Below are 21,150 nucleotides of genomic sequence, written 5' to 3' on the forward strand. Positions count from 1 at the left end.
CCCCAAAAACGGGCCGAGCCACATCGAGGCGCTGGAGGTCCTGGCCCGGTTCATCGGGGGGTGGAGAGGAGCGTCCTGATTCTGTCGGCTCTGGGTCTGCCTTCGCCGCCCGCGTCGCCGTCGACGAGCCGCCTCAGGGAACGCGCGTGATGGCCCGCGAGGATCGGGAACCCAGACGAACCACGGTGAAGGGAACGTCGAAACTGAAAGCCGTGCGGATGCCGAGCCTCTCCCGGGGCGCCTTGCTGCGGGCGATACGGCAAAGCGGCATGCCGCAGCGCGTCAGCCGGCCAGGGACGAGGCAGGGTGCAAAGCCCGCCGCCCATTACCCCTCCGCAAAAAGCTCGGCGACCCGTACGGAAAACCCCGGGATGGCTCGGTCGGTGAGCGCATCGCCCGCTTCGAAGACCTGAGGCCGATGGGGATGGGCATAGACCTTGACGCGGCGGCGGTCCGGGTCGACCAGCCAGACGCTTTTCGCGCCCGCCGTAAGCCAGGCTTCGATGCGCTCTTGCACCTCGCGGAAGGTGTCGCTCGGTGAGGGGATCTCGATCCCGGGCGTGGATGGCAGGCCGGGCTCCGGCCGCCCCTTTGCTGCCAGGACGAGGCCGGGGCGCTGCACCGACCTGTATCACGCCGGGCGCCTCCCTCGCCACTTCGGATCGAGCCTCGCCGTGGCACCCGGCTGAGCCGGCTCGTAAAGACCGAATCCGCTCAGTGCTGCGAGGAAAGCGGCTCCACAATCGCTGTGGCCGCGTAGCCAAGTCTCCGCAGATAGGTGATACAGTCGTCCCACGTCAAACCAAACGCCAGGACATCCGCCAGTCCCAGGCGGGCCACAATGTCGCCAACGGTCTCGATGTCTTCCCCGCCAAACTCACCGTCCATAAGAGCCCGCTCGGCCCAGTCGACCAGGTCCTTGAGAGTTACCCGCTGCTGCAAGTATGCGGTCAGTTTCTGGGCTACAGCCTCTCGGGTCACAACCATTACGACACCTCTCCGTTCCCCACCCGCATGTGTCCGGTATCTACCGGATGTTTCTGGTGCACCTCACGAAGCCGCCCATCGGCATCGTAGATCTCCTGGCGAAAAGATGTCGTTCGCTCAAGAGCGTCCACTTCCTTGCCGTACCGGGCTCGCCAGCCCGCACGCCCGGAAACGTCATACCAGTACCTTCTGCCTCCGCCCTCGGTCTGTTCCCACGCTGCGAAACAGGCGCGAAGTGCCTGCCTCCAGTACACCAGCGAGGTACGTTGTGGCCCGTATACCTGTGCCCGGCGACCCCAACGGCTCATCCCCGCCCTGCGTATGGAGGCGCGCGGGAGCCATGATAGGTCTCCCACAGGAGCCGGAAGAAAGGGGCGAGGGGCGGGTGGCAACAACTGGAATGTGGCCGGGTTGGTCGGTCGCCGCTAACATCGCCGCGGGATCCCTAAGTCTGCCTTTGTGCGAATCAGCGGACGAAGGCCTCCGGCCTGTCGGCCAGCGCGTCCGCCACCCACTGGGCGGAAGTGGGGCGAGAGTATTCTGCCAAGTGGGTTCCTGGGACCGGAAAGACGGGTAAAGAGCGAAGAGGGCCCAGCGGCTGGACGACGGGCGGTAGAGGGTGTATCCTGAAGGGGACCTGTGGTAGGAGATTCCCACTCATCCTGAAGGGACGTGGGCTCCCCATGGCCACCGCCACCCGAAAGCCCGTGCCCGTGCGGGTGGACAGCAAGGGACGCGTGATGCTGCCGGCTCACTTCCGCAAGGCGCTGGGCCTGGAGCCGGGCGACACCCTGTTCGCCCAGCAGGTGGGCCGTACCCTTCGCCTGGCGAAGGCCGAAGACCCCATCTTGCTGCTGTGGCAGCACGCGGAGAAGGAGTACGCCGAGGGGCGCACCGTGACCCTGGAGGAGTTCGCCGCCCAGGAAGGCCTCGACCTGAATGCCCCGCAGGAAGGATGAGGGCCGCAAGCCGTCCCAGTCTCCTGGCCTCGAACCGTCCCCGCCTGCGCCTTACCAGGTGCGGCTGTCCTCGATAGCCGTCAAAGAGCTGAAAGATCTGGGGCCCTTCGAGGCAAAGGCGGTGCAGGCGCTTCGTCGGCTGATGGAACACCCCATGGCTGGCCACCCGTTGACCGGGGAACTGAAAGGCCTGCGTTCCCTGGAGTTCTCCCTGCCTGGAGGGGCCTACAGGGCGGTGTACGCGGTGAAGCCCAAAGAGCGGGTCTGCCTGGTGGTGATCGTCGGCCCCCACGAGGGTCTCTACGAGCGGGCAGCCCGGCGGGTGGCGGCGCTGCGCCGGACGGGGGAGCTGTAGGGGCCCTCGAAGGCTACCCCCGGCCGGCGTGGGTCTCCCCGGGCTTGGCCACGGCTGGTCTGCCTGGGCGTTCAACCCATGCCGGGTCCTGTAGAGGCGCTGAGGCGGCTGCGGCGCCCCATCCGTTCCTTCGCTCCGCCCAGGGCCCCGTTGGGATCCGTCGAAATGGGGTCATCGGAAGGGGGTCGGATGCCCGTGGTCGGCCGACTTCGGTCGATGGGGCGGAATGCTGCCGTCACCGCGGCGATGCTGGCCGCGCTGCCGTCCCTCGCGGCGGCAGGCCCGGTGCCGGCCGACTGGCCCCGGGTCACCACCGAACACTTCGTCGTGGTCCACCCGCCGGCCTACGGGGCAGACGCTGCCGTCATCGGAGGCTTCGCCGAGGAGGCGTGGACGCTGTACCGGCAGGTGCTCGGGGCCGACCCGCCGGCCGGGGTCCTGATCTACCTGTACGACCGGGAGCGGTTCCCGCGGGAGCCGAGCACGGCATGGGCGGAGCACGACCCCCCTTCCCTGCACATGCTGGCTCCGTCGGCGCAGCCGCCGAGGGAGCGGAGCTGGCAAGACCGCCTCTGGTACCGCAAGAACGTGGCCCATGAATTCGGACACGTGGCGCTGCACACGGTGGCACCGAGGGCGGGGCGGATGGCCCTGTTCCTCTTCCAGGAAGGCATCCCAGAGTATCTCTCGGTCTACCGCATGGGGCCGCAGGTGCGAGCCAAGTACGCCGGGTACGAGGAGAGCCTGCGCAGCCGGGCCAGGGCGGGGCGGCTGGCCTTTCTGCACTTCGAGGACGACTACGGGCTGGCGGCGCAGTTCATCTGGTTTCTCGAGGAGACCTTCGGAGCGGGGGCGTCCATCAGGGTGTGGCGGTCGGCGGCACCCTCGTGGAGCCAGGCCATCCGGGAGGAGCTGGGCGTCGACGTCCTGGAACTGGAGGCGAGGTGGGTGAGGTGGGCCGCCTCGCGGCGTTGACGAGGGTGGTGCTGGCGGCCCTGCTGCTGGCGGCGCCTCAGGGGTCGGCGGCGGTGCGCTGGCAGCGCGTGAGTGAAGGGGACTTCGCCGTCTCCTTCACGCCCGGCGACGAGACCGCCGCCCGCAAAATGCTGGGATGGGCCGAGCAGACACGGGCGATAGCCGGCCGGGTACTGCAGGCAGCGTCGCTGCCGGGGGCTCACATCTACCTCCACCCGTCGAGCGACTGGAAGCACTCGCCGTACTCGTCCTACGCCGACGGCTCGTCCAGGGCGGTCCACTTCCTGAGCCCGTCGGAGGCGCCGCGGGGAGTCGACGACGTCTGGTACTTCAAGAACCTCATCCACGAGTACGTCCACATCGCCCACGCCTGGGTGCTGGGCCGCAAGTGGTGGGGCTACCGGGAGACCCCGTCGTGGTTTCGGGAGGCGCTGGCCGAATACGCGTCGGTGATGGCGTCGACGCCGGAGGTGAAGGCCGCCTACCGCGGCTACCACGACCAGATGCGCCGGGCGGTCGAGGCGAGCGACACGGCCTTCCTCTTCAAGGGCGACGTTTATGCGTGGGGCGTCTTTTTCGGGGCGTTCCTCACCGAGCAGTGGGGGCAGGACGCCCTGGCCCGGGTCGTGCACAGCCGGGCGCGTAGCTTCGAGGCGTCGCTGGAGGAGCTCACCGGACTGGACGCTATCGGGCTCGAGCGTCGGTGGATGGAGTGGCTGCCGACCTATGTCGAGACGGTGGACTGGCCCGGCACGCGCGTCGGAGGGGAGGGCGGACGACCTGGTGAGGCCGGCCATTCCCGGGGAAATGGTGAACCGCAGCGGCCGTCGCCGGGGTCGTGGACGGCGGCGGAGCGGCGGCGATTCCGGGTGGAAGACCCCTCTTTTGTCTTCTGGCCGGGAAGCGGACGGGCCTTTGTCCAGATCGTCCTCACGGCGAGGGTGCCCGTCCCCCGCGAGGAGCTGGAGCGGCTCATCGAGGGGCCGGGTCTCTCTCCCGTCGTCATGGCGACGCCGGAGGAGATCCGGCAGCGCCAGAGCGAGTGGGCGGCACAGAACTTCGCGGCGGTGGTGCGGGTCGACATCCCGGTGCGGCAGGAAAACGGCCAGTGGGTTTCCGCGGTGCCCGTCACCCTGCGCACCCACCCGGCTCTGACCCTGCACCTGGTCGACGTCCAGGGGCACTGGATCGAGGCCTCCCTGGCGTGGCTGGATGAGTAGGGAGAGGACTCCCGCTACTCGACGGGGTGTCAAGGCCGGTCTAGATATGGTCCATGGGGCCGGTTTGAAAATACGACCCACCTGTCTTCATGTGATTCAGGGGGATGTCAGCGGTACACGTCCCGACGATGGCCAATGTGAAGCACCGTGACGCGTCGGCTTTCATCGTCGACGTCGTAAATGACCCGGTAGTCGCCAACTCGGAGGCGCCACCCGTCGCGACCGGTGAGCTTGCGGACGCCCGGTGGCCTTGGGTTATCAGCCGGGTCCCTCATGGCGTCGCGTACCCGCGGGTACACCTCGAGCGGCGGGGCTGCTCCATACGTCCCCCGGCAAGGCCATCTCTGCCCGCTCGCCTTCCACCCGTTCGTAGAGCTTGCCGGCCTCAGGAGCTTGGGCTAGTCACCGGCTGCCGGCCGGTCGTGGTCGCCACCGGCACTCACTTCTGAGCCGAGTATGCCACCGTCCCGCCGCGCGTCCGTTGCCCGGGGCGGACTTTTCGGCTCGTGGCCGATCCCGTGGCACAATGGGCCGAGGCGCACGGGGCGGCTGTGCGCCTGGAGGCTCAGGGGTGCGTGCCGTGGTCAAGGGCAAGGGTCACGAACGCTTCGGCGGGAACGACCGCCCTGGCCGCCTTCGCGCGGTTCGGGCGCAGCCAGGACACCTGTTGCTCTATGCCTGGTGTTGCTGCTCGTCGCGCTCTGGTTGGGTGGAGCCGGCCGGGTGCGGAGCCTTCGATGCTCAAGACGTCGGGCCTGCGGAATGCCCTGCCCGGTGCATGGACCCGTTGCGCCGAAGGAGTTCGGCCATTCAGCGCTGTCGATAGGGGGACATCGGAGCAAGAGGTTGAGGGGGATGTCGGCATGCGTCGAGGGATGCCTACGGCCCATGAGCTTAACGATGCCGAGCAGGTCCTAACCCTGCGCCACCCCTGCAGCGGGGAACACCCGTCCATCGAGCCGGTGCAGCCCCTGGAGCGGTGGAGGCTGGCCGGATCGAGGCAAACGTGGTGGCGGTCTCGGCGCGGCCGCGGGAGCTGGTGCCGGGCATCGGGCGCTTCAGCTTCGCCTACCCGTGCGGGCAGAGCTTCGTAGGGAAGGGGCCCCGGCGGCGGTCGTACGAACCGGTCATCGCCCGCCACTTCACCGTGGAGGGGGCTGGGCGCGCCGAGCTGCGTCGATGGCTACGTCGCTGGAAAGCAAGCCCATTGCGATGCAGACTAATGCTTCGTGCGCCGTAGGCCCCAGTTAGACGGCCATCAAAACGCGGCCGGGTTGCCTTGTGACCACCTCTCTTGCCCGGTCCGACCGATGCCGCCAAGCTGGAGCTCGAAGAACCGCGACATGTGGGCGATGGAGAGGCGAAGACGGCCATCGCTGTTCGATGCCCGTCGAACCTCCGCCAGGGGGTTGACAACCCAGCGCTCACCTCTTCTTTGATGGGCGTCAAGCACTCCAGAGGGCTGCAGATCCCTATGGCATGGGGGAAAGCCGCGCCCGAGCGGTGCGTGAGAAGTGGTCTGCCCCCGAGAGCTTGACAGGGAGGCCACGGCCGTCCCCTGGCTTGCTGCTTCAAGCCCGCGATGGCGCCACTTGGACGATTCCGGGTAGGAGGCTCGCAGCGCCCTGACTTCGACCGACATAACTGGACGGGGCCTCAGCCCTAATCTCCACGGGCCTGGGTTCGCCTTGCCCGAAGGCGTCGAACCAGGCGGGGTTATCACCTGTTTGGCCGGTCTCCGGATCCTGGGTTCGCTCGGCAAAAGCTGTAAACAGGACGGCAACCCGCCTTGCGCTTTTACCAATACACCTTTACTTCCTGAGCCGCCACGATTTGGCCGTCCCGGCTAATGAGCCCCGCACCCCATTGCTTGGCCGTAGCCACAATGGCACGGTCGTGCAGCTCCAGAGTTCGGCCAACCTCAGCCATGGTAAGTACCGTCTCGAGATCCAGAGGCCAAACGATGTAGCCGGACGCCTCGTCGATGCGGCGCACCAGTTGGCCGAACTCGTACTCTATACGTTTTCGCTCCAACACGTACAGGCACTCGATGAGAACCACGGCCGGCACCACGACGAACAGGTCCCCTCTGTCCGCGCGCTCGAGCACCTGCCGGGCCGCCTCGCTGAGGCGGGGATCGTCAGTAAGGTACCACAGGAACGGGTGAGTGTCTGTCACAAACACGTCTGTCATCGGCGGTCTTGCTCCGTCGTGCCGAAGAGACTCCGCTTGGCTGCTTCGATGTCTTCTGGGTCGACCACAACTCCCTTGAGAAGTCCCCTCAGGGGCGCTCCCACCGAGGAACCGGGGCGCTCGGGCGGCGTTCCAGCCATTGACCGAATTAGCTCTTGCTTTATGGCCCGAATCTGTCCCTCCAGGCGCTGCACTTCTCGCAGCGCCTTGGCAGCAACGTAGGACGTCGCCTCCACGGTGCCCTACCACCCTCCCGGAGGCCCAACAGGAGGCCCGGCCTCGGAGCTATTCTACCATGTTCGGCGGGGCTCTCCGGGCGACCAGCAGTGCCCGCACCAACCACCTTGCATCCCGCAGGGCGTAGAACACCCGGTCGGCAGAGCCGGCACGGCCTCCAGATCGGCCAGCGTCGGATCGAGCCGAGCGCGTTCGCCGAACACGGACTGAAGGTGGCCCCGCAACGTCTGCAAGAGAAGGCGAGGTCCTACCACCAGGCCCTCGTCGCCGAGTTCGGGCCTGAAGCCCTCGCCGCTGGTGGCAATCTGTTCCTCGGATGGCGCTATGCCCAGACGGACCGGATTTACCTCGGACTCAACCCTGGTACGGCGGACGTCGGCGACGACCTCCCGTTCGAAACTGACCTGGGAGCCCGTGAGGAGACGCCTTTGTACGAAGAGAGCAGGCTTCCATACTGGCGAAACTTCCGCCGGTTCTTCGACGCTCCACGTCTGCGGGAATGGATGGACGATACGACCCACGCCTTCCTGATTCCCTGGCGCGCCTACTCGACGACCGCCCTACGCAACACACCGTGGTACGAGAAGGCGCTGGAGTATTCCGGAGACCTCGTTCGCACCATGATCCATGACCACCATGCCCGCATCGTCGTGGTGGCCGGCAAGCACTGCCTGGCGTTGCTCGCCTCCAAATGGTTCCTGGACTTCGACTGGCAAGCGAGCTCCGTTTACTCTCATGGGAGCGGCACCTATCAGTGGCGAAAGGTGCTGCACGGTGACATGGCCATCTATCAGCTTCCGCACTTCTCGCGTGCGAATAGCGAGGGTCGGCTGGATCTCTGTCGAGCCTGGTTCGTCAACGAAGTGCTGGGGTCGGACATCACCGACGCCGTTGAGTAGACCCATCCTGGCCCCCCGGACGGCCCCTGGGGTCTCCCGCCGGATGACCGGCGCGACCTCGGCGCCCAGCAGCTCGATGGCCCGCAGAATCTTCTTGTGTGGCAACGTGCCGACCGTGAGCTGCAGAAAGACCCGCACGGGGTCGTCGGTGCTTAGCACGCTGACCGCGCTGGTGAGCCGGATGCGCTTGGTGCGGGCGGCCGCGGCAGCCAGCACCACCGCCGGTGCGGAGACCGTTAGTCGGGCCGGTGGTGTTCCCCGACCCCGAACACGTCCAGGCCCACCTGGTCGGCCAGTTCGATCTCCTCGAGCAGGCGACGCAACAGCTCGGCCGGTCATGGCGGCCCTGAGGATGGGCTGTTCCACGGGTCTTCTGCGGATCGGTGCAGTCCTACGACAGGTGGTGCCCACCGCCCAAGTCATGGCTCTCGAGACAGATAGCGTCATCAGCCTCATCGTCGAGAACCGCCGCGTATGGGAACGCCCGGCAATGCGCGCCTCGTCCTTCTACCACAACGTGCGACGGGAAAGCCGTTCGTTGTGACCGGCGACGCCGCTGGTCTCGTGCGGTATCGGCTCGCTAGAGCCACGGAGACACTGGACGAGGCCCGATTGCTTCTGGAGCACGGGAAGCTGTACGGCTGCGTCAACCGCCTGTACTACGCGTGCTTTGGCCTCGGGAGCTTGGGCACGCTGCAGACTATCCTCGACCTGTTCCTCTCGGCGCAGGTGACCCGCACCGACACCAGCCAGCGCAGGGGTCGGGTTGCCCCGACAGCGTCGGGCGTCACCGGCCTACGAGGCTTTCTCGCTTCTCCTCCTCGTAGAGCCGCTCAAGCACGAACTCCTTGAGCAGTGTTTGGTAACCCTTGCCTTTTTCTTTGCGAGGGCCTGCAGCCGCTCGAGGACGTCCGGATCAAACCGGATGGCCACAGGTTTCGTCCTCGGGCGGGGGGCAGGAAGCTCACCGGGTGGGATGGGTTGCATGCGCTCCAGGACGCCCGGGCTCAGGGAGTGCGTCGCCCAGAGATCTGCCTCCTCCTGTTCGCTTGCAAAGGCCGGGATATCCTTCGGGTCGCTGATTTCCTTCATCTTGCGCTTCACGGGCTATCGCCTCCGATATCGCCGGCGCTCATCGCGTTCTGCATCCTGCGCCGTGATCACCCGAATCTTCGGACCTCGTTTTGTGTAGACCACGAACAACACCCGTCCGGTTTCGGTGGCACCCACGGCCGCCCAGCGTGGTTCACCCTTGAGTTGGTAGACCTGCATCCCCAGTCGCCGCGGATCGAGAAGGGCCTCTTCGGCCTCGGCCGGCGTAACATCGTGTCGTGCGATGTGCACAACGTTGGCGTCGTCCCCCTCGAAGTCCACCCGGGCACCTCCGAACGGGGTATCGCGGCAACCAAGCTGTCGTTGAGGTTGATGGCGCCCGCTCCCTGGGTCGTGTCGATGGCCGTGGCTCCCTGAGCAAACGCCTTGTTTCACGGACAGCCCTCGCTGTCTCACGCCGGACGACCAGCGCCACCTCGGTACCCAGGAGGCGGGATGCGTAATGGGTGACAGACTTTGGCTTTGAGCCCCCATCCATCGCATCCAGGGTACCGGCCAAATGGTCGGCGTATTTCGGAATCGGTGGTTGGCTTGCTCCGGAATCGCTGGTCGGCATCGGTCGTACCGGGCGGTCGACTTGCTCCGGAATCAGCATGCCGGATGCCCCCGGCTTCTTCCCCGCCGCAACGGACGGAATCGCCCGCTCCATTGTGTCCACCCCGCGTGGGCTGGGCCGGCCGCCTGGGTGGCTCGAGGCCTCCGGGGAAGCACATGCGGATCCTCCACGGTTTGCAGGTTTGTCGGCGCAGCAACCACCGAAACCCTCCGGCTGGTCAGCCATGCGCCGCCCATGCCCGGCAAGAACTCGCGAGGATGCAGCGCATCAGGCCTCTGCGAAACGACACTCGATGCCGGCTCCGAAGATGGGCCGGGGAACGGGCGCCTCCGCGTGATGAGCATCCGACCGGGTCGCAAGGGCATACCGGGCGCCGGTGTCAACGAGAACGGTCACTACCGTGTCTCCGTCTCCCGCCGCAGGGCTCTTGCCAGGTAGTCGTCATGTCGCTCCGAGACATCGGACAGGCCGCTCGCCCCGATCCCAACGAGGCGCATGAGCCTCTCCGCAGGCGAACCGCGCGGCTTCCCGAGCCCGAGCTGTTCTCTGACGATGCGACGGAGCAACTCGGACATCGAGACACCTTCCTCCGTCGCCTTCCGCTTTAGGGCCCCGTGTTCCGCAGGATCCAGATGGACTTGCGTGCGCTTCACCCTGCTCACCGCCAGCGACATTAACCGAGACACCGGGGGCCGCTGCCTCGCTCGGCCACGGCCACCGCGATCGTCTCCTTGAACATAAGCCCACGAACTTCGTGATAGAATCCACCTGCCGGCATCCTTCACGCTGTAGCTCTGCGTCCCTCTGGGGACGTAACCTACGTTCGTCGTGAATGGGGCCGGTTCGAAAATGACCCACCTGTCTTCATGTGATTCAGAAGGATATCAGCGGTACACGTCCCGACGGTGGCCAATGTGAAGCACCGTGATGCGTCGGCTTTCATCGTCCACGTCGTAAATGACCCGGTAGTCGCCAACTCGGAGGCGCCACCCGTCGCAGAATGAACACGGGGTACCTCATCGGAACCTTTTTTCTCGCTCGATCTCGGCCGCCGCTTGCCCAAACGGAATGGCCTCATCGCCCGACGCTTTTGCCGCGTCGTAGGCCCGGATCGACTCCAGCTCCTCTAGCTCATGCAGCATTTTCTCGTATTCGTCGGGATCGAGCACCACCCCCACGCGAGGCCCCTGTTCGTCAACCAGGTAGCGCACCTCCGGAGCCATCCTTCCCACCTTCCTCCGTCCCCATCGTACCACGCCCAACCGCCGTGACCGGCAGGCCACGGCGCCTCGTTCAGCGGTTGCGGGGCTGGTCCATGCGTCCCCCGGCGGGGCCATCTCCGCCCGCTCGTCTTCCACCCATTCGTAGGGCTTGCCGGCCTCAGGAGCTTGGGCAAGTCATCGGCTGCCGGCCGGTCGTGGTCGCTACCGGCACTCACTTCTGAGCCGAGTATACCACCGTCCCGCCGCGCGTCCGTTGCCGGGGGCGGACTTTCGGCTCGTGGCCGGTCCCGTGGCACAATGGGCCGAGGCGCACGGGTCGGCTGTGCGCCTGCAGGCTCGGGGGTGCATGCCGTGGTCAAGAGCAAGGGTCACGAACGCTTCGGCGGGAACGACCGCCCTGGCCGCCTTCGCGCGGGCGGTTCGGGCGGAGGCAGGACACCTGTCGCTCTATGCTAGCGACGTTCCTCGGGATGAGATTCACGTAGCCGCGTTCGGCGCGTCCGGAACGTGACGTCGCGGCCACTATCCGGTGGCGGGGGATCAACGACGTTTCCCGAGCCGCAGGCGTGGGTTCAAGAACTGGTAGCATCCGAAGACCTTCCACGCCTGGTGTTGCTGCACCTCGCGCTCTTGTTGGGGTGGGACCGGCCGGGTGCGGAGCCTTCGATGCTCAAGACGTCGGGCCTGCGGAATGCCGTGCCCGGTGCATGGACGCGTTGCGCCGAAGGAGTTCGGCCATTCAGCGCTGTCGATAGGGGGACATCGGAGCAAGCGGTGTCTTCGGAGACCCTACCCGGGCAAGCTCCGAAAAGGGCCGGCGGTGGCTCGAAGTGATCACCGCCCGCACTGCCGAGGCGTGGAGGGAGTTCCTGAAGTCGCACGGAGTACCGGGAAGGGAAGGTTGGGGGGATGTCCGCGTTCGTCGAGACGGTACATGGGCCGGTGCGCGTGGAGGAGCTGACCTCGGGCGCAACGTCGAAGCGGTGCGGCGGATCAGGCGATTGAGCAATTCGCCAGGTTCGGATGCGTGCGGCTCATGAGCTTAACGATGCCGAGCGGGTCCTAACCCTGCGCCACCCCTGCAGCGGGGAACACCCGTCCATCGACCCGGCGCAGCCCTTGGAGCGGTGGAGGCTGGCCGAGATCGAGGCAGACGTGGTGGCGGCCTCGGCGCGGCTGCGGGAGCTGGTGCCAGGCATCGGGCGCTTCAGCTTCGCCTACCCGTGCGGGCAGAGCTTCGTAGGGAAGGGGCCCCGGCGGCGGTCGTACGAACCGGTCATCGCCCGCCACTTCACCGTGGAGGGGGCTGGGCGGGCTGGCCAACGACCCGGCTACCTGCCGGCTGCACCGGCTGGAGGCCTGGGTGGTGAGCGGGGTCGGCGCAGCCGAGGTCGTGGCGCCGGTTGAGCGGGCTCTCGCGGCCGGGCGGTGGGTGATAATCTGCTTCCACGGGGTCGGGGGCGACTACCTGGCGGTGGAGCCAGGCGTACTTCGGGAGCTGCCGCGCTGGCCAGCGGGGCTGCGCCCCCGGGTCTGGGTCGACACAGTGCAGGCCATGGCCGAGTACGTGGCAGCGGGGCGGGGTGACGGTAAGGGCGGCATGCCGACGCCTCTCGGCGTGCCGTCACTTTGACCCTTGTCACGCTACTCATGTATGTGCTATCATTTGATAGCGGACGCAGCCGCTTCATAGGTAACGCCTCGGGAGCGCCTCACAGCGGAGGTTGACGTGTCAGCGGACGGTGACCAAGTCCGGGAGTTTCTTCTCACAATGAAGATGGCGCTGGGCAGGGGGCGCTTCTTGTTGGCCGAGCGCGACAAGAACCTGAGAGACCTCGCGGAACTCGGCATGGTCGTCGCAGACGTGTATCAGGTCTTGCAGCGTCTGTCCGTGTCCGATTACTGCCAAGGCCCTCTAGATGACGAGAGAGGCCGTGCCAAGCAGTGGTGGGTATTCGGCCCTCGCTATGAGGGCATGGTCCTGTACGTCAAGGTTTGCGTTAACCGCAACGGCTGCGTCGAATGCCTCTCGTTCCACCGCGCAGCCCATCCCTTGCCTTACCCCTTGCTCGGAAGAGAGGGTCAGCCGTGACGGGCTATTGCCCTAACTGCGACGAGACGCGGGAGCTTCGAACCGAGCGCCGCCGCGAGACCTACATGGTCCGCGACGAGCCCATCGAAGTCGAGGCCGATGTGCTCGTCTGCAGCACTTGCGGCCAGGCCGTCTTCGACGAGAAGCGCGACGAGCGCACCCTTCGCGCCGCTTACGACGTTTACCGGGCGCGCAAAGGGCTGCTCAAGCCTGATGAGATTCGGGAGCTGCGCGAGCGTTACGGCCTCTCGCAGCGCTCATTGGCGCGCCTTCTCGGATGGGGACTGGTGACGGTCCAGCGTTACGAACGGGGCGCCTTGCAGGACAAGTCCCACGACGACCTGCTTCGGGCTCTGGAGGATCCGAGCTTCGTGCTGGAGCTGCTGGACCGCCACGGGGACCGGTTGCCGGAGCGGGTCCGGCAGGCGGTGCGCAGCGCCGCGCTCGGGGCGGCCGCGTTGAGGTATCCCGTCAAACTCGCCCGGGAAGTAGAACGGGCCATTCTCGTGGACTACCACCGTCGTCCGGACCTGCATGGCCTGCGCGCCTTCGACCTGGAACGGTTAGAGCAACTCGTCGTCTACCTGGCCCGGCGGTGCCCCGGGGCGTTCAAGACCAAGATGGCCAAACTGCTGTGGCTCGCGGACTTCGGCCACTTTCGACTCCACCGAGTCTCCATCACAGGCCTCGCATACGCGCGCTATCCGTACGGACCGGCGCCCGACCACTTCGCTTCTGTAATGGCGGCTCTGGAAGAGCTCGGGACCGTGAGGGTGGTGGAGGGGGTGGCCGGCCCGTACCAGGGCGAGGTCGTCGAGGCCGTGCAGGAGGAGAGTCTTGATGAGTTCGCCGAGGCCGAGCGCCGTACCATCGACTGGGTAGTGGCGCGCTTCGGGCGCATGGTGGCTGCCGAGTTGAGCCGTCTTTCCCATGCGGAACCCTCGTGGGCCGAGCGAGCCGACGGCGACCTCATCCCCTATGCCGAGGCGGACCGCATCCGGATGCTGGACGGCCTGGAGGCCCGATAGCCAGGACTGGCAGCCAGAGAACTGCTTATCGGGAGCTGCCGTGAGGTCACTGTTACTTACGGTTGGAGGCGACAAATGACCCTCGACGATGTTTTCGCCGTCCTGGGCTTGAGTGTGGGCACTGGCGGAGGTATCGGACTCCTCGTCCGCTCTACCCGAGAGGGAACCTGAGCACGTCCCTAACGGAACGATGTGGGCCCACGACGGATCCTGAAAAAGCCGCGGCCTTCTTTGCTCGGGAGACCGACCGGACCCGGTAGCCGCGTTCCGGTTCGTGGAGCAGCAGAAGGCCGAGCATTCGGTGGCCATGGCGTGCCGGGTGCTGGACGTCTCCCCCAGCGGGTATTACGCATGGCGCCGCCACCCGCCCTCGCGGCGGGCCCAACAAGACCGGGCGCTCATGGATCGCATCCGGGCCATCTCCATGCGGCCGGCCGGGGCACCTACGGAGCGCCCCGGGTGTAGGCGGAGCTGCGCATGGCTCACGGCGTCTCCTGCTCTCGCAAGCGGGTGGCCCGCCTGATGCGCCAGATGGGCCCGCAGGGCGCGCATCGACGCACGAACCGGGGCCTCACCCGGCGGGACCCTCGCCGTCCGGTCTTCCCCGACCGGGTGCAGCGGGTCTTTGCGGCCGACGCCCCGGATCGGTTGTGAGTGGCCGACCTCACCCAGCACCCCACCGAGGAAGGCTGGCTCTACCTGGCGACGGTCCTCGATGGCTTCTCCCGCCGGGTGGTGGACTGGGCCATAGGAGAGCACCCCACGGCGGAGCTGGTCATCGACGCCCTCAACATGGCGGTCGGGACTCGCCAACCGGCTGGCGGGCTGGTGCATCACTCCGACCACGGCGCCCAGTACTGGGGTTGACCCGATCCCATGGACACCTGCACACTTGGGGCGGAGCCCCAACAAGGAGGGTGTCCTGTGCCACCAACCCGACCCGCGTATCCGCCGGAGTTTCGCGCCGAGGCCGTGCGGCTGGTGCGCACCTCCGGCAAGACGCAGAAGGAGATCGCCGCCGACCTCGGGGTCTCCACCGAATCCCTACTCAAGTGGGTGCACCAGACCCAGATGGACGCCGGCGAGCGCGAGGGTCTAACGACGGTCGAACGGGAAGAGCTGCAGCGGCTGCGCCGGGAGAACCGCATCCTTCGGGAAGAGCGAACGCTCCCGTTCCTGGCTGACGCGCCGGCAGATCTGCCTCACTCGGTATAACTCCCGATCTCCACGCTCATAGCTCGGTGAGCACTTCCCAGCTCGGCAAATGTGCCATTTGGTGTGAGGCATCGAGCTTCCTGCGTCAGGCAAGTCTCTCGGCAAGCGACAAGGAGGCACAGGCTCAGGTCAGGCGTAACGCGCCGAGAGTCACCATTTCCCAGTTATCCGAATAGGTAGCTTGCGGGCAATTCCGACAGACCAATGCGCTGGCCGCTCTCATTCTGCTTTTGCAGATTGCGGCGGTTCGTCTATCCTTGGGCGGCTTGACAAGCGGAACACTGCCGCGATAAGCTGCGGACCAGAGGGAGGTGCTCAGCGACATGCCCAACCAGGACGCCCAGCCAAGTGGGCGGAAGCGGAGCACTCGCTATCCTCAGGTATCTCTGAAGCGCTGCGAGGAGCTAGCCCGACAGCTCTACGCTTTGGGCGCTCGCCGCGTCCACGTCGACAAACTAGCCGAGGCCCTTGGGTACAGATCTGCGAAGTCGGGGGTCTTTCTGTCGCTGAAGGCCGCGGCGAGCTACTTTGGCCTAGTAGAGTACGAGGATCCCCAGTACCTCTCGTTGCCTGCGGATGTCATCGCCGCATATCACTCCGGGAGCGAGGCAGAGCTCCGCCGCCTCCGGGTGCAGGCAATCCGGCGGCCGCCCCTGTACCAGAAGCTCCTCAAGAAATACGAAGGAAAGCAGCTTCCTCCTCTCCGACGGTTGCAAGAGGAACTGTTTTTGTTCCCGGAGTACGGGATCCTTAAGGAGGCGGCCGAAGGAGCAGCCAAGGCCTTTATCGAGTCGCTCAAGTATGCCGGCGTCGTTGACGAAAACGGCTTCGCGTCGTTTACTGAGTCGCAGCCCGAGAAAGCCCCAGCCGCGCTATCGACCTCGGATACGCAGGGCCGAGGCCCCCAGCCAGAAGCGGCTGTTTCCGAGGAGCGTGAGACAAAGCCTGCCACACGGGAGGCGGAAGCGGGAACGACACGATACGAGAGGGACGTATATGACATTACGCTGGAGCTAGGGCAACGCGCTCACCTGGAGCTCCCCCCTTACTTGACGGATCGGGACAAGAAACGTCTCAAGGCCATTCTTGACGCCACTCCGGAGCCGTCATCAAGAGACGCGGTCGACCCTGCTTGAGGAGAAAGGGTGGGCAGTCTTCTATGAGTGCCACTTGTCGCGACGCCTTGGCCGGATGGGAGCTCTACAAGGCTTCTCACTTCTTGCTGAGTCTCAATGAGCTAAATGAAGTGCTCCGCGCTAAGGGATACCACCCAGTTTCCCTGCGCACATTTGATCACTATCAGAGACTGCGCCGTCACGGGATCGCCCACTACGTACCGATAAACCAGTTGGATGTAGACGTTGCTCGGCAGCGCGCTTGGCAGCTTTCAGGCCCAAACGACTGAATGGGGAAGCGGGCGTCTTTCCGGATCTAGGTCAGGTCGAGCCGCGGACGCGTCCTCTAGGTCAGAAGCTACCGCCACGAGGGCCCCTCAGGCACTGGCGTACTCGGGCGCCAGGGCGACGCGTTACGCCCCAGCGCCTCGTCTCGGCCCGCAGGCGCCGGTCAAGCCGCCACCCCGAGGCATCGCAGACGCCACCCTGGCACGCTCGGCAGACGCGGAAGCGCACGGGCAACCTTCGGCGCGGGGGACCCCTTCGGCCCGGTTTTGGAGGCCATCGCCGGCCTGCACGTGGTCGTCGTCGACGGCGAGACCATCGGCCTGAACCCAGCCGGAGCCGTGGTGGTCGGGCGCAACGTCGGATTCAATCGGCGCACGCTGATGGCCTACGGCCGGCGCGTGGGCGGGCCGCCGGAGCTGGCGCGCTTCGCTGACACTTATGAGATGGCGCGCCCGTTCGTCGGCGTTCCCGACCTACCGCGTTAGGGTCTCTGCGAGAACCTGGCGATTCGCACAAAGCCGAAGCAGCGGGCGCCGCACGCCGTCGACATGGCGGTGAAGCTTCTATTGCACCTCCATCCGCTGGTTGCGGCCGGCACCGAAGAGAGCCGCGCAGTGACACGGGCCGTCCGCGACGCTTTCGAGCCCTCCGCCGACGAGACCGCATCGCTGGACCAAGCCGGTCGGCTCGCTTCGCCCGGCCCGCTGCTCAAGGCAGCTGCTTCACGAGGTGGTGGCAGACGGCTGGACGGCGCGCCAGCGCTACGCGCGGCTGCCGAGCTATCTCGACACGGGGATGTTCCCCAAACACGTGGCGTAGGAGCCGGCTCAACCTGCGTAAGCACCCGGTGCACAGCGGACCGCACCGCGTCGTGCGGCAGGACAAAGGGAGCCGATTCGTGGTGGAGGGCCGACCTCTCTTACTGGGCGGGTCGCCCCCGGATCGACTGCATCGAGTTCATGGTGATGCCTGACCTCATGGCGCGGACCTGGGCGCCGGAGGCCGGGGACTCGGATCTCATCCAGTCGCCGCTGCCTCCCCCGGATGTGGCGTGGGGAGCCTGCTTAGCGGCCGACCGCGCGTTGCCCTTCCGTCCGGCTGCCGTACCCGATGATGGCGGCGGTCAGGCGCCGAGGGATTCGGGGACAGAGGGGGTACCTCGGCCGGCGCAATGCGGTCTTTCCTGGACAAGCATCGCGTTGTCGGCACCGTGCCGCGGCGGAGCCCGCCGTCACTCAACCGAGGGAAACCCCATCAGGGCGCGCAGGTAGGCGATCTGCCCCGTGTGGTAGGCTTCGTGCTCGAGGTAGCCCACGACCTAGGCGAAACGTTCGAAGCGGCCCTCGGCGTCGGGCGCCAGGAGAGCCTGCGGGGTGAAGGCACCGTAGGTCTCGACCCAGGCCCGTTGGAGGGCTGCGAAGCCCTCGAGCTCGGCCGCCCAGGCGGCGGCGTCCGGGCGCTGGGGCGGGCCCCAGTCCCGGTCCAGCGGGGCCGCCGGCCGGCCCGCTAGGCTGTCCATGAAGCGCTGCTTCCAGATGGCCACGTGACGGACGATCTCCCGGATGCAGTGGCGCTCGGGCGACGGCCGCCACAGCGCCTGCTCCGCCGACAGGTCTTTGACCTGGCGCCAGATGGGCGCGTGGCTGTAGTTGCGCCCGTCGAACAGGCGCTCCACCGCATCCCGCAGGGCCGCTCCCAGCGCATCGGACATGGCCTCGCACCTCCGTCCCGGTTCTGCGGCCCATGCCTCGCAATCCGCCCGAAGGGCTTCGTAGCCTCGGTTGACCTCGGCGATATAGCGTTGCCGCTTGATTTCCTTGTGCGCCAGCTCCCACAAGCGATGACTCACCACCCGAATCGCCGCCGCGAGATCGGAGGGGTCCCCTTACTGGTGCTTATGGTCTTGTAGCCACCTGGCGATAACATCCAGCTGCCGGTCGACTGGGCCGAAGGTAGCCGCCGACGAGCCGGTGCGCCCGGTCAGCATCGTCCTGCGGCTCATCTGCCCCAACGCGGGCGCAGGCCGGCCCTCTTAAGGGGCGAGAGGCCGGGTGTCGACGAGCGGCGGCCCCCCATGATGCACCTGGCGGCTCGCGCCACGGGGGCCGCCGGCCTTCCTCGACGGACCTCTCCCCCTTTTTCAGCGATATACGTCTCGACGATGGCCGACATGGAGCACCGTGATGCGGTGCCGCGTATCGTCGATTTCGTAAATCACCCGGTAGTCGCCTACTCGAATGCGCCAACCTTCACGGCCCGTTAGCTTGCGACCATCCGGCGGTCTCGGGTTAGCTGCAAGTTCCCTGATGGCATCCCGCACCCGTGCGTAAACCTCGTCTGGCAAAGGCCGCCTGCTCAAACGGGACTGCCTCGTCTCCCGACGCCTTTGCGGCGTCATAGGCTCGGATAGACTCCAGCTCCTCGAGTTCCTCCAGCATCCGCTCGTATTCGGCCGGGTCGAGCACAACCCCGGTTCGGCAGCCTTGCTCGTCAACCAGGTACCGTACTTGCGTTCCCATGGCTCCCTCCGTCCATACATCCTTCCTCCGTCCGGCGCGCCTTTCATGGAGGCCTCAAGGCTGTTGACGATGCAGCCGAGGCCCTGAAGGGCATCCAGCCCCGGCGCTATCCTATCACGTTGGTAGGGCTCCTCACGCAACTGACAGCGCCTACGTCTGCCGTCCGGAGCTACGCCCCCGGCGACAAGATGGGCCAGCCAAAGAAGACGCAACCCGTTCTGCAAGCGCGGCGCTGGGTCACCGAGGCCCTGCTGACCGCTATCGTTCGCGAGGCCGGGTTCCCCCAAAGCCCGCGTGACGCTGGCGCTCCCCGACGTCGGCAGGTATCGTGACCTTGCGGGCAGGGCCCGATGGGCGCTGGAAAGGCTCGGCCTCGCGCATGGCCCGCTTCCAGGCTTCGCGGGGCGCCAGCCGTAACGCGGCTTTCAGCCCGACGTTGCGGAGCAACAAAGCCAGCGGCCTCAGCCGGGCCTCCGGATGCTCCGGCCCGTTGATCAGGTAACCTCTTACGAGTTCGAGCTTCTTCGGCGCAAAACGCGCATACAACTCGACATCGACGGGGGCACCATCAGGGCCCACGCAGGGCCAATCCGGTTCCGGTGAATAGTGCATCATCACCACCTCCGGGCGTCGTGCCTGGCCTGAAGGCTTCGCCAGTGGCAACGGGGCTTCCTTGCGTGACCCCCGCCCATCGCCACGGGCTCTGGCTGCATGCCGCATCGAAGCCTGGGCGAAACATGCCCAGGACGCTCGGCCAGCTCTTGGAAGCCCACGGCCATGCATGTCGACACGCCGTCGACATTCGGTCCATCTCCATCAGCCGTTGGCGGTGATCCCGCAGATGGCGCAGGTGTCGGCAATGAAAGCGACATCGGGCGCCCGAACCGTGTCAGGGCTCTGGGCGAACAAAAACCCATCTCCCCTGCCACGCGCCCCAGCCGTTGCTGACGCGCGAAGGGGGCCAGGAGCCCGGCGAGGAGCCCCGCGACGATACCATGCTCGGCCCCACGGGGAGCTATTTCTCTCAGCTCCTTTCTCTGAAGCCGGGCCTACTCGGAGGGTGGCCGTCGGCCCCTTCCTTCTGCCTTGTCTACCAGGTCACGCAGCCATACGGCCTTACCGGCCGCGCGACGGCACAGCTCCCGGTCGTTGCTCAGGATATGAACGTCGGTCTCCCTCGCCCGACATACCAGGTATTCGTCGACCATATCCCCCTTGCCCAGCGCCTGCAGGCTCAGGGCGGCTATGACGCATTCGCGTTGCTCACATTCGACTTCCGGGGCTTGGGCTAAACGAAGTACCCGCTCGGCGGCCTCGGCGGCAGGGAGCTGGAAAACCGCCGCATGCTGCAGGGTGGCCACTGTCTCCAGTACCACGAGGGGGGTTAGCAGCAGGCGGTCACCGGCCGCGCCCACCCGGTCGATAAACGCATCCAGCGCGCGGTAGAGCGCCCGGAGATGGGGGTCGACGGCAGCGGCCGGGGCACCTGGGCTGTGCTCCGGGCGGGTGAGCAGGTAGAGAACGATGTTGGTGTCCAGCAGCCAGGTGGTCATCCGCTCGATGCCCGCGTCGATCACTTGAGGGGCTGGTTGACCGAAGCCGCGGCCTCCCGGAGGGCCTTAGCGTAAGCAACCAACCCCGCCGAGCGACGGGACGCCCCCCATCGCTCAGCCAGCCCTCGGCGCCCCTCTCGAATGGCCTGTCGAACCGTCTCCTCGTCCAGGGGGTGGCGGGGCTTGACCAGCCCTCGGAGGTCCTTGAGCGACGTCGGCCGGGGAAGCACGATGATGCGTGCCTCTCGCTCGCTGACCGCTTCGACGAGGAGGTCGTCCCCGACCTCGATGCCCAGCCGCTCGCGAACGGCCTTCGGCATCGTAATCTGCCCCTTAGGGAGCACCCTTACCACGCCCATCGGATGACCGTCCCTCATCTGCAGTCTACCGCCTCCTACGAAAGCTGTCCAGGTCAGACATGCGGCCGGCACGTAGGAGTCTCGCCGCCTGGTAGGACGATTATGCGGGAGCCTCTTACGAGTAGACCGCACGGAACGAGGTCAGCTCGGGCAGACGCAACAGATCGGGGAACGCGACGGCGTGGAGCTGAACGAGTGGCTGCAAGCCAGCGTGCACTGGCACGTAACGCTTCCGGCGGACTCGCCCGGCGAGGGGGGCGGGTC

At 66.5% G+C, this 21,150-nt stretch carries 25 protein-coding genes and 5 pseudogenes; 15 read left to right on the forward strand and 15 right to left on the reverse strand.

What is annotated here, in order from left to right; genetic code table 11:
- Nucleotides 1-325: 325 nt before the first annotated feature.
- Both U7230_RS07630 and U7230_RS07635 read right to left on the reverse strand, forming a co-directional pair.
- Entirely contained in the window at nucleotides 326-622 is a 297-nt protein-coding gene (locus tag U7230_RS07630) for a Uma2 family endonuclease (protein WP_324718121.1), read from the reverse strand.
- A 92-nt stretch (nucleotides 623-714) separates the two neighbouring features.
- The gene (locus tag U7230_RS07635; protein WP_404980598.1) at nucleotides 715-987 is read right to left on the reverse strand and encodes a hypothetical protein; all 273 of its coding nucleotides are present in this window, start codon (nucleotides 985-987) and stop codon (nucleotides 715-717) included.
- Between the two features lie 683 nt (nucleotides 988-1,670).
- On the opposite strand from U7230_RS07635, the gene U7230_RS07640 reads away from it, so the two are divergent.
- From U7230_RS07640 to U7230_RS07655, 4 genes are all read left to right on the forward strand, one after another.
- Nucleotides 1,671-1,946, forward strand: coding sequence for an AbrB/MazE/SpoVT family DNA-binding domain-containing protein (locus U7230_RS07640; protein WP_324718123.1), 276 nt, complete (start codon nucleotides 1,671-1,673; stop codon nucleotides 1,944-1,946).
- Complete coding sequence (locus U7230_RS07645; protein WP_324718124.1) at nucleotides 1,927-2,301, forward strand: type II toxin-antitoxin system RelE family toxin; 375 nt, start codon at nucleotides 1,927-1,929, stop codon at nucleotides 2,299-2,301. Before U7230_RS07640 ends, U7230_RS07645 begins: the two co-directional genes overlap by 20 nt.
- Before the next feature lie 189 nt (nucleotides 2,302-2,490).
- Entirely contained in the window at nucleotides 2,491-3,276 is a 786-nt protein-coding gene (locus U7230_RS07650) for a hypothetical protein (protein ID WP_324718125.1), read from the forward strand.
- The gene (locus tag U7230_RS07655) at nucleotides 3,246-4,496 is read left to right on the forward strand and encodes a hypothetical protein (RefSeq protein WP_324718126.1); all 1,251 of its coding nucleotides are present in this window, start codon (nucleotides 3,246-3,248) and stop codon (nucleotides 4,494-4,496) included. The genes U7230_RS07650 and U7230_RS07655 overlap by 31 nt, the downstream gene beginning before the upstream one ends.
- 107 nt (nucleotides 4,497-4,603) lie before the next feature.
- Here the strand turns inward: U7230_RS07655 and U7230_RS15460 are convergent, their stop codons facing one another.
- Nucleotides 4,604-4,795 carry a type II toxin-antitoxin system RelE family toxin gene (locus tag U7230_RS15460; protein ID WP_404980599.1) on the reverse strand — a complete coding sequence of 64 codons (192 nt, stop codon included), beginning with the start codon at nucleotides 4,793-4,795 and terminating at the stop codon, nucleotides 4,604-4,606.
- A 1,498-nt stretch (nucleotides 4,796-6,293) separates the two neighbouring features.
- Nucleotides 6,294-6,689: a type II toxin-antitoxin system VapC family toxin gene (locus U7230_RS07660; protein WP_324718127.1), complete on the reverse strand. Its 396-nt coding sequence runs from the start codon at nucleotides 6,687-6,689 to the stop codon at nucleotides 6,294-6,296.
- A 449-nt stretch (nucleotides 6,690-7,138) separates the two neighbouring features.
- Between U7230_RS07660 and U7230_RS07665 the strand changes: the two genes are divergently transcribed.
- Nucleotides 7,139-7,825 carry a hypothetical protein gene (locus U7230_RS07665; RefSeq protein WP_324718128.1) on the forward strand — a complete coding sequence of 229 codons (687 nt, stop codon included), beginning with the start codon at nucleotides 7,139-7,141 and terminating at the stop codon, nucleotides 7,823-7,825.
- Between the two features lie 120 nt (nucleotides 7,826-7,945).
- On the opposite strand, the pseudogene U7230_RS15465 reads toward U7230_RS07665, so the two are convergent.
- The 6 genes and pseudogenes from U7230_RS15465 to U7230_RS07690 form a co-directional block, all read right to left on the reverse strand.
- Nucleotides 7,946-8,160: pseudogene (locus U7230_RS15465) on the reverse strand (LLM class flavin-dependent oxidoreductase); the annotation flags it as partial.
- A 460-nt stretch (nucleotides 8,161-8,620) separates the two neighbouring features.
- Nucleotides 8,621-8,929: a CopG family antitoxin gene (locus U7230_RS07675; RefSeq protein WP_324718130.1), complete on the reverse strand. Its 309-nt coding sequence runs from the start codon at nucleotides 8,927-8,929 to the stop codon at nucleotides 8,621-8,623.
- A 3-nt stretch (nucleotides 8,930-8,932) separates the two neighbouring features.
- Nucleotides 8,933-9,199 carry a BrnT family toxin gene (locus U7230_RS07680; RefSeq protein WP_324718131.1) on the reverse strand — a complete coding sequence of 89 codons (267 nt, stop codon included), beginning with the start codon at nucleotides 9,197-9,199 and terminating at the stop codon, nucleotides 8,933-8,935.
- Between the two features lie 690 nt (nucleotides 9,200-9,889).
- A complete protein-coding gene (locus tag U7230_RS07685; RefSeq protein WP_324718210.1) occupies nucleotides 9,890-10,168 on the reverse strand; it encodes a ribbon-helix-helix domain-containing protein in 279 nt (92 codons plus the stop codon).
- Between the two features lie 210 nt (nucleotides 10,169-10,378).
- A pseudogene (locus U7230_RS15470) lies at nucleotides 10,379-10,477 on the reverse strand (type II toxin-antitoxin system RelE family toxin); the annotation flags it as partial.
- A gap of 33 nt (nucleotides 10,478-10,510) precedes the next feature.
- A complete protein-coding gene (locus U7230_RS07690; protein WP_324718132.1) occupies nucleotides 10,511-10,717 on the reverse strand; it encodes a hypothetical protein in 207 nt (68 codons plus the stop codon).
- Between the two features lie 1,119 nt (nucleotides 10,718-11,836).
- Between U7230_RS07690 and U7230_RS07695 the strand changes: the two genes are divergently transcribed.
- From U7230_RS07695 to U7230_RS07735, 10 genes and pseudogenes are all read left to right on the forward strand, one after another.
- Entirely contained in the window at nucleotides 11,837-12,124 is a 288-nt protein-coding gene (locus U7230_RS07695; RefSeq protein WP_324718133.1) for a hypothetical protein, read from the forward strand.
- Nucleotides 12,111-12,350: a hypothetical protein gene (locus U7230_RS07700; RefSeq protein ID WP_324718134.1), complete on the forward strand. Its 240-nt coding sequence runs from the start codon at nucleotides 12,111-12,113 to the stop codon at nucleotides 12,348-12,350. The genes U7230_RS07695 and U7230_RS07700 overlap by 14 nt, the downstream gene beginning before the upstream one ends.
- A gap of 138 nt (nucleotides 12,351-12,488) precedes the next feature.
- Nucleotides 12,489-12,809 (forward strand): type II toxin-antitoxin system MqsR family toxin, encoded by a 321-nt coding sequence (locus tag U7230_RS07705; RefSeq protein WP_324718135.1) that lies wholly within the window; start codon nucleotides 12,489-12,491, stop codon nucleotides 12,807-12,809.
- Entirely contained in the window at nucleotides 12,806-13,837 is a 1,032-nt protein-coding gene (locus U7230_RS07710; protein WP_324718136.1) for a type II TA system antitoxin MqsA family protein, read from the forward strand. Before U7230_RS07705 ends, U7230_RS07710 begins: the two co-directional genes overlap by 4 nt.
- Before the next feature lie 274 nt (nucleotides 13,838-14,111).
- Nucleotides 14,112-14,219, forward strand: a pseudogene (locus U7230_RS15580) (hypothetical protein); the annotation flags it as partial.
- A gap of 95 nt (nucleotides 14,220-14,314) precedes the next feature.
- Nucleotides 14,315-14,383: pseudogene (locus U7230_RS15585) on the forward strand (IS3 family transposase); the annotation flags it as partial.
- 57 nt (nucleotides 14,384-14,440) lie between these two features.
- A pseudogene (locus tag U7230_RS07720) lies at nucleotides 14,441-14,695 on the forward strand (transposase); the annotation flags it as partial.
- Between the two features lie 66 nt (nucleotides 14,696-14,761).
- Nucleotides 14,762-15,052, forward strand: a complete 291-nt coding sequence (locus U7230_RS07725) for a transposase (RefSeq protein ID WP_324718139.1) — start codon at nucleotides 14,762-14,764, stop codon at nucleotides 15,050-15,052.
- A gap of 323 nt (nucleotides 15,053-15,375) precedes the next feature.
- On the forward strand, nucleotides 15,376-16,188 hold the full coding sequence (locus tag U7230_RS07730; protein WP_324718140.1) for a hypothetical protein: 813 nt from the start codon (nucleotides 15,376-15,378) through the stop codon (nucleotides 16,186-16,188).
- A gap of 533 nt (nucleotides 16,189-16,721) precedes the next feature.
- Nucleotides 16,722-16,940 (forward strand): hypothetical protein, encoded by a 219-nt coding sequence (locus U7230_RS07735; protein WP_324718141.1) that lies wholly within the window; start codon nucleotides 16,722-16,724, stop codon nucleotides 16,938-16,940.
- A gap of 833 nt (nucleotides 16,941-17,773) precedes the next feature.
- Here the strand turns inward: U7230_RS07735 and U7230_RS07740 are convergent.
- From U7230_RS07740 to U7230_RS07755, 5 genes are all read right to left on the reverse strand, one after another.
- On the reverse strand, nucleotides 17,774-18,166 hold the full coding sequence (locus U7230_RS07740) for a DinB family protein (RefSeq protein WP_324718142.1): 393 nt from the start codon (nucleotides 18,164-18,166) through the stop codon (nucleotides 17,774-17,776).
- A gap of 429 nt (nucleotides 18,167-18,595) precedes the next feature.
- A complete protein-coding gene (locus U7230_RS15480; protein ID WP_404980652.1) occupies nucleotides 18,596-19,021 on the reverse strand; it encodes a type II toxin-antitoxin system RelE family toxin in 426 nt (141 codons plus the stop codon).
- Between the two features lie 211 nt (nucleotides 19,022-19,232).
- A complete protein-coding gene (locus U7230_RS07745; RefSeq protein WP_324718143.1) occupies nucleotides 19,233-19,595 on the reverse strand; it encodes a hypothetical protein in 363 nt (120 codons plus the stop codon).
- A gap of 428 nt (nucleotides 19,596-20,023) precedes the next feature.
- Nucleotides 20,024-20,551, reverse strand: a complete 528-nt coding sequence (locus U7230_RS07750) for a PIN domain-containing protein (RefSeq protein ID WP_324718144.1) — start codon at nucleotides 20,549-20,551, stop codon at nucleotides 20,024-20,026.
- Complete coding sequence (locus U7230_RS07755) at nucleotides 20,548-20,904, reverse strand: AbrB/MazE/SpoVT family DNA-binding domain-containing protein (protein WP_324718145.1); 357 nt, start codon at nucleotides 20,902-20,904, stop codon at nucleotides 20,548-20,550. Before U7230_RS07755 ends, U7230_RS07750 begins: the two co-directional genes overlap by 4 nt.
- Nucleotides 20,905-21,150 lie beyond the last annotated feature (246 nt).

The organism is Limnochorda sp. L945t (assembly GCF_035593305.1).
In the GTDB taxonomy this organism is placed as follows: Bacteria; Bacillota; Limnochordia; order Limnochordales; family Geochordaceae; genus Carboxydichorda; species Carboxydichorda subterranea.

Bases quoted from the DNA above. Each gene is read 5' to 3' on its own strand.
- U7230_RS07635 (WP_404980598.1), bottom strand. From the start codon at position 987: ATGGTTGTGACCCGAGAGGCTGTAGCCCAGAAACTGACCGCATACTTG.
- U7230_RS07650 (WP_324718125.1), top strand. From the start codon at position 2,491: ATGCCCGTGGTCGGCCGACTTCGGTCGATGGGGCGGAATGCTGCCGTC.
- U7230_RS07645 (WP_324718124.1), top strand. From the start codon at position 1,927: ATGCCCCGCAGGAAGGATGAGGGCCGCAAGCCGTCCCAGTCTCCTGGC.
- U7230_RS07730 (WP_324718140.1), top strand. From the start codon at position 15,376: ATGCCCAACCAGGACGCCCAGCCAAGTGGGCGGAAGCGGAGCACTCGC.
- U7230_RS07660 (WP_324718127.1), bottom strand. From the start codon at position 6,689: ATGACAGACGTGTTTGTGACAGACACTCACCCGTTCCTGTGGTACCTT.
- U7230_RS07755 (WP_324718145.1), bottom strand. From the start codon at position 20,904: ATGAGGGACGGTCATCCGATGGGCGTGGTAAGGGTGCTCCCTAAGGGG.
- U7230_RS15480 (WP_404980652.1), bottom strand. From the start codon at position 19,021: ATGAAAGGCGCGCCGGACGGAGGAAGGATGTATGGACGGAGGGAGCCA.
- U7230_RS07705 (WP_324718135.1), top strand. From the start codon at position 12,489: ATGAAGATGGCGCTGGGCAGGGGGCGCTTCTTGTTGGCCGAGCGCGAC.
- U7230_RS07740 (WP_324718142.1), bottom strand. From the start codon at position 18,166: ATGTCCGATGCGCTGGGAGCGGCCCTGCGGGATGCGGTGGAGCGCCTG.
- U7230_RS07640 (WP_324718123.1), top strand. From the start codon at position 1,671: ATGGCCACCGCCACCCGAAAGCCCGTGCCCGTGCGGGTGGACAGCAAG.
- U7230_RS07685 (WP_324718210.1), bottom strand. From the start codon at position 10,168: ATGTCGCTGGCGGTGAGCAGGGTGAAGCGCACGCAAGTCCATCTGGAT.
- U7230_RS07690 (WP_324718132.1), bottom strand. From the start codon at position 10,717: ATGGCTCCGGAGGTGCGCTACCTGGTTGACGAACAGGGGCCTCGCGTG.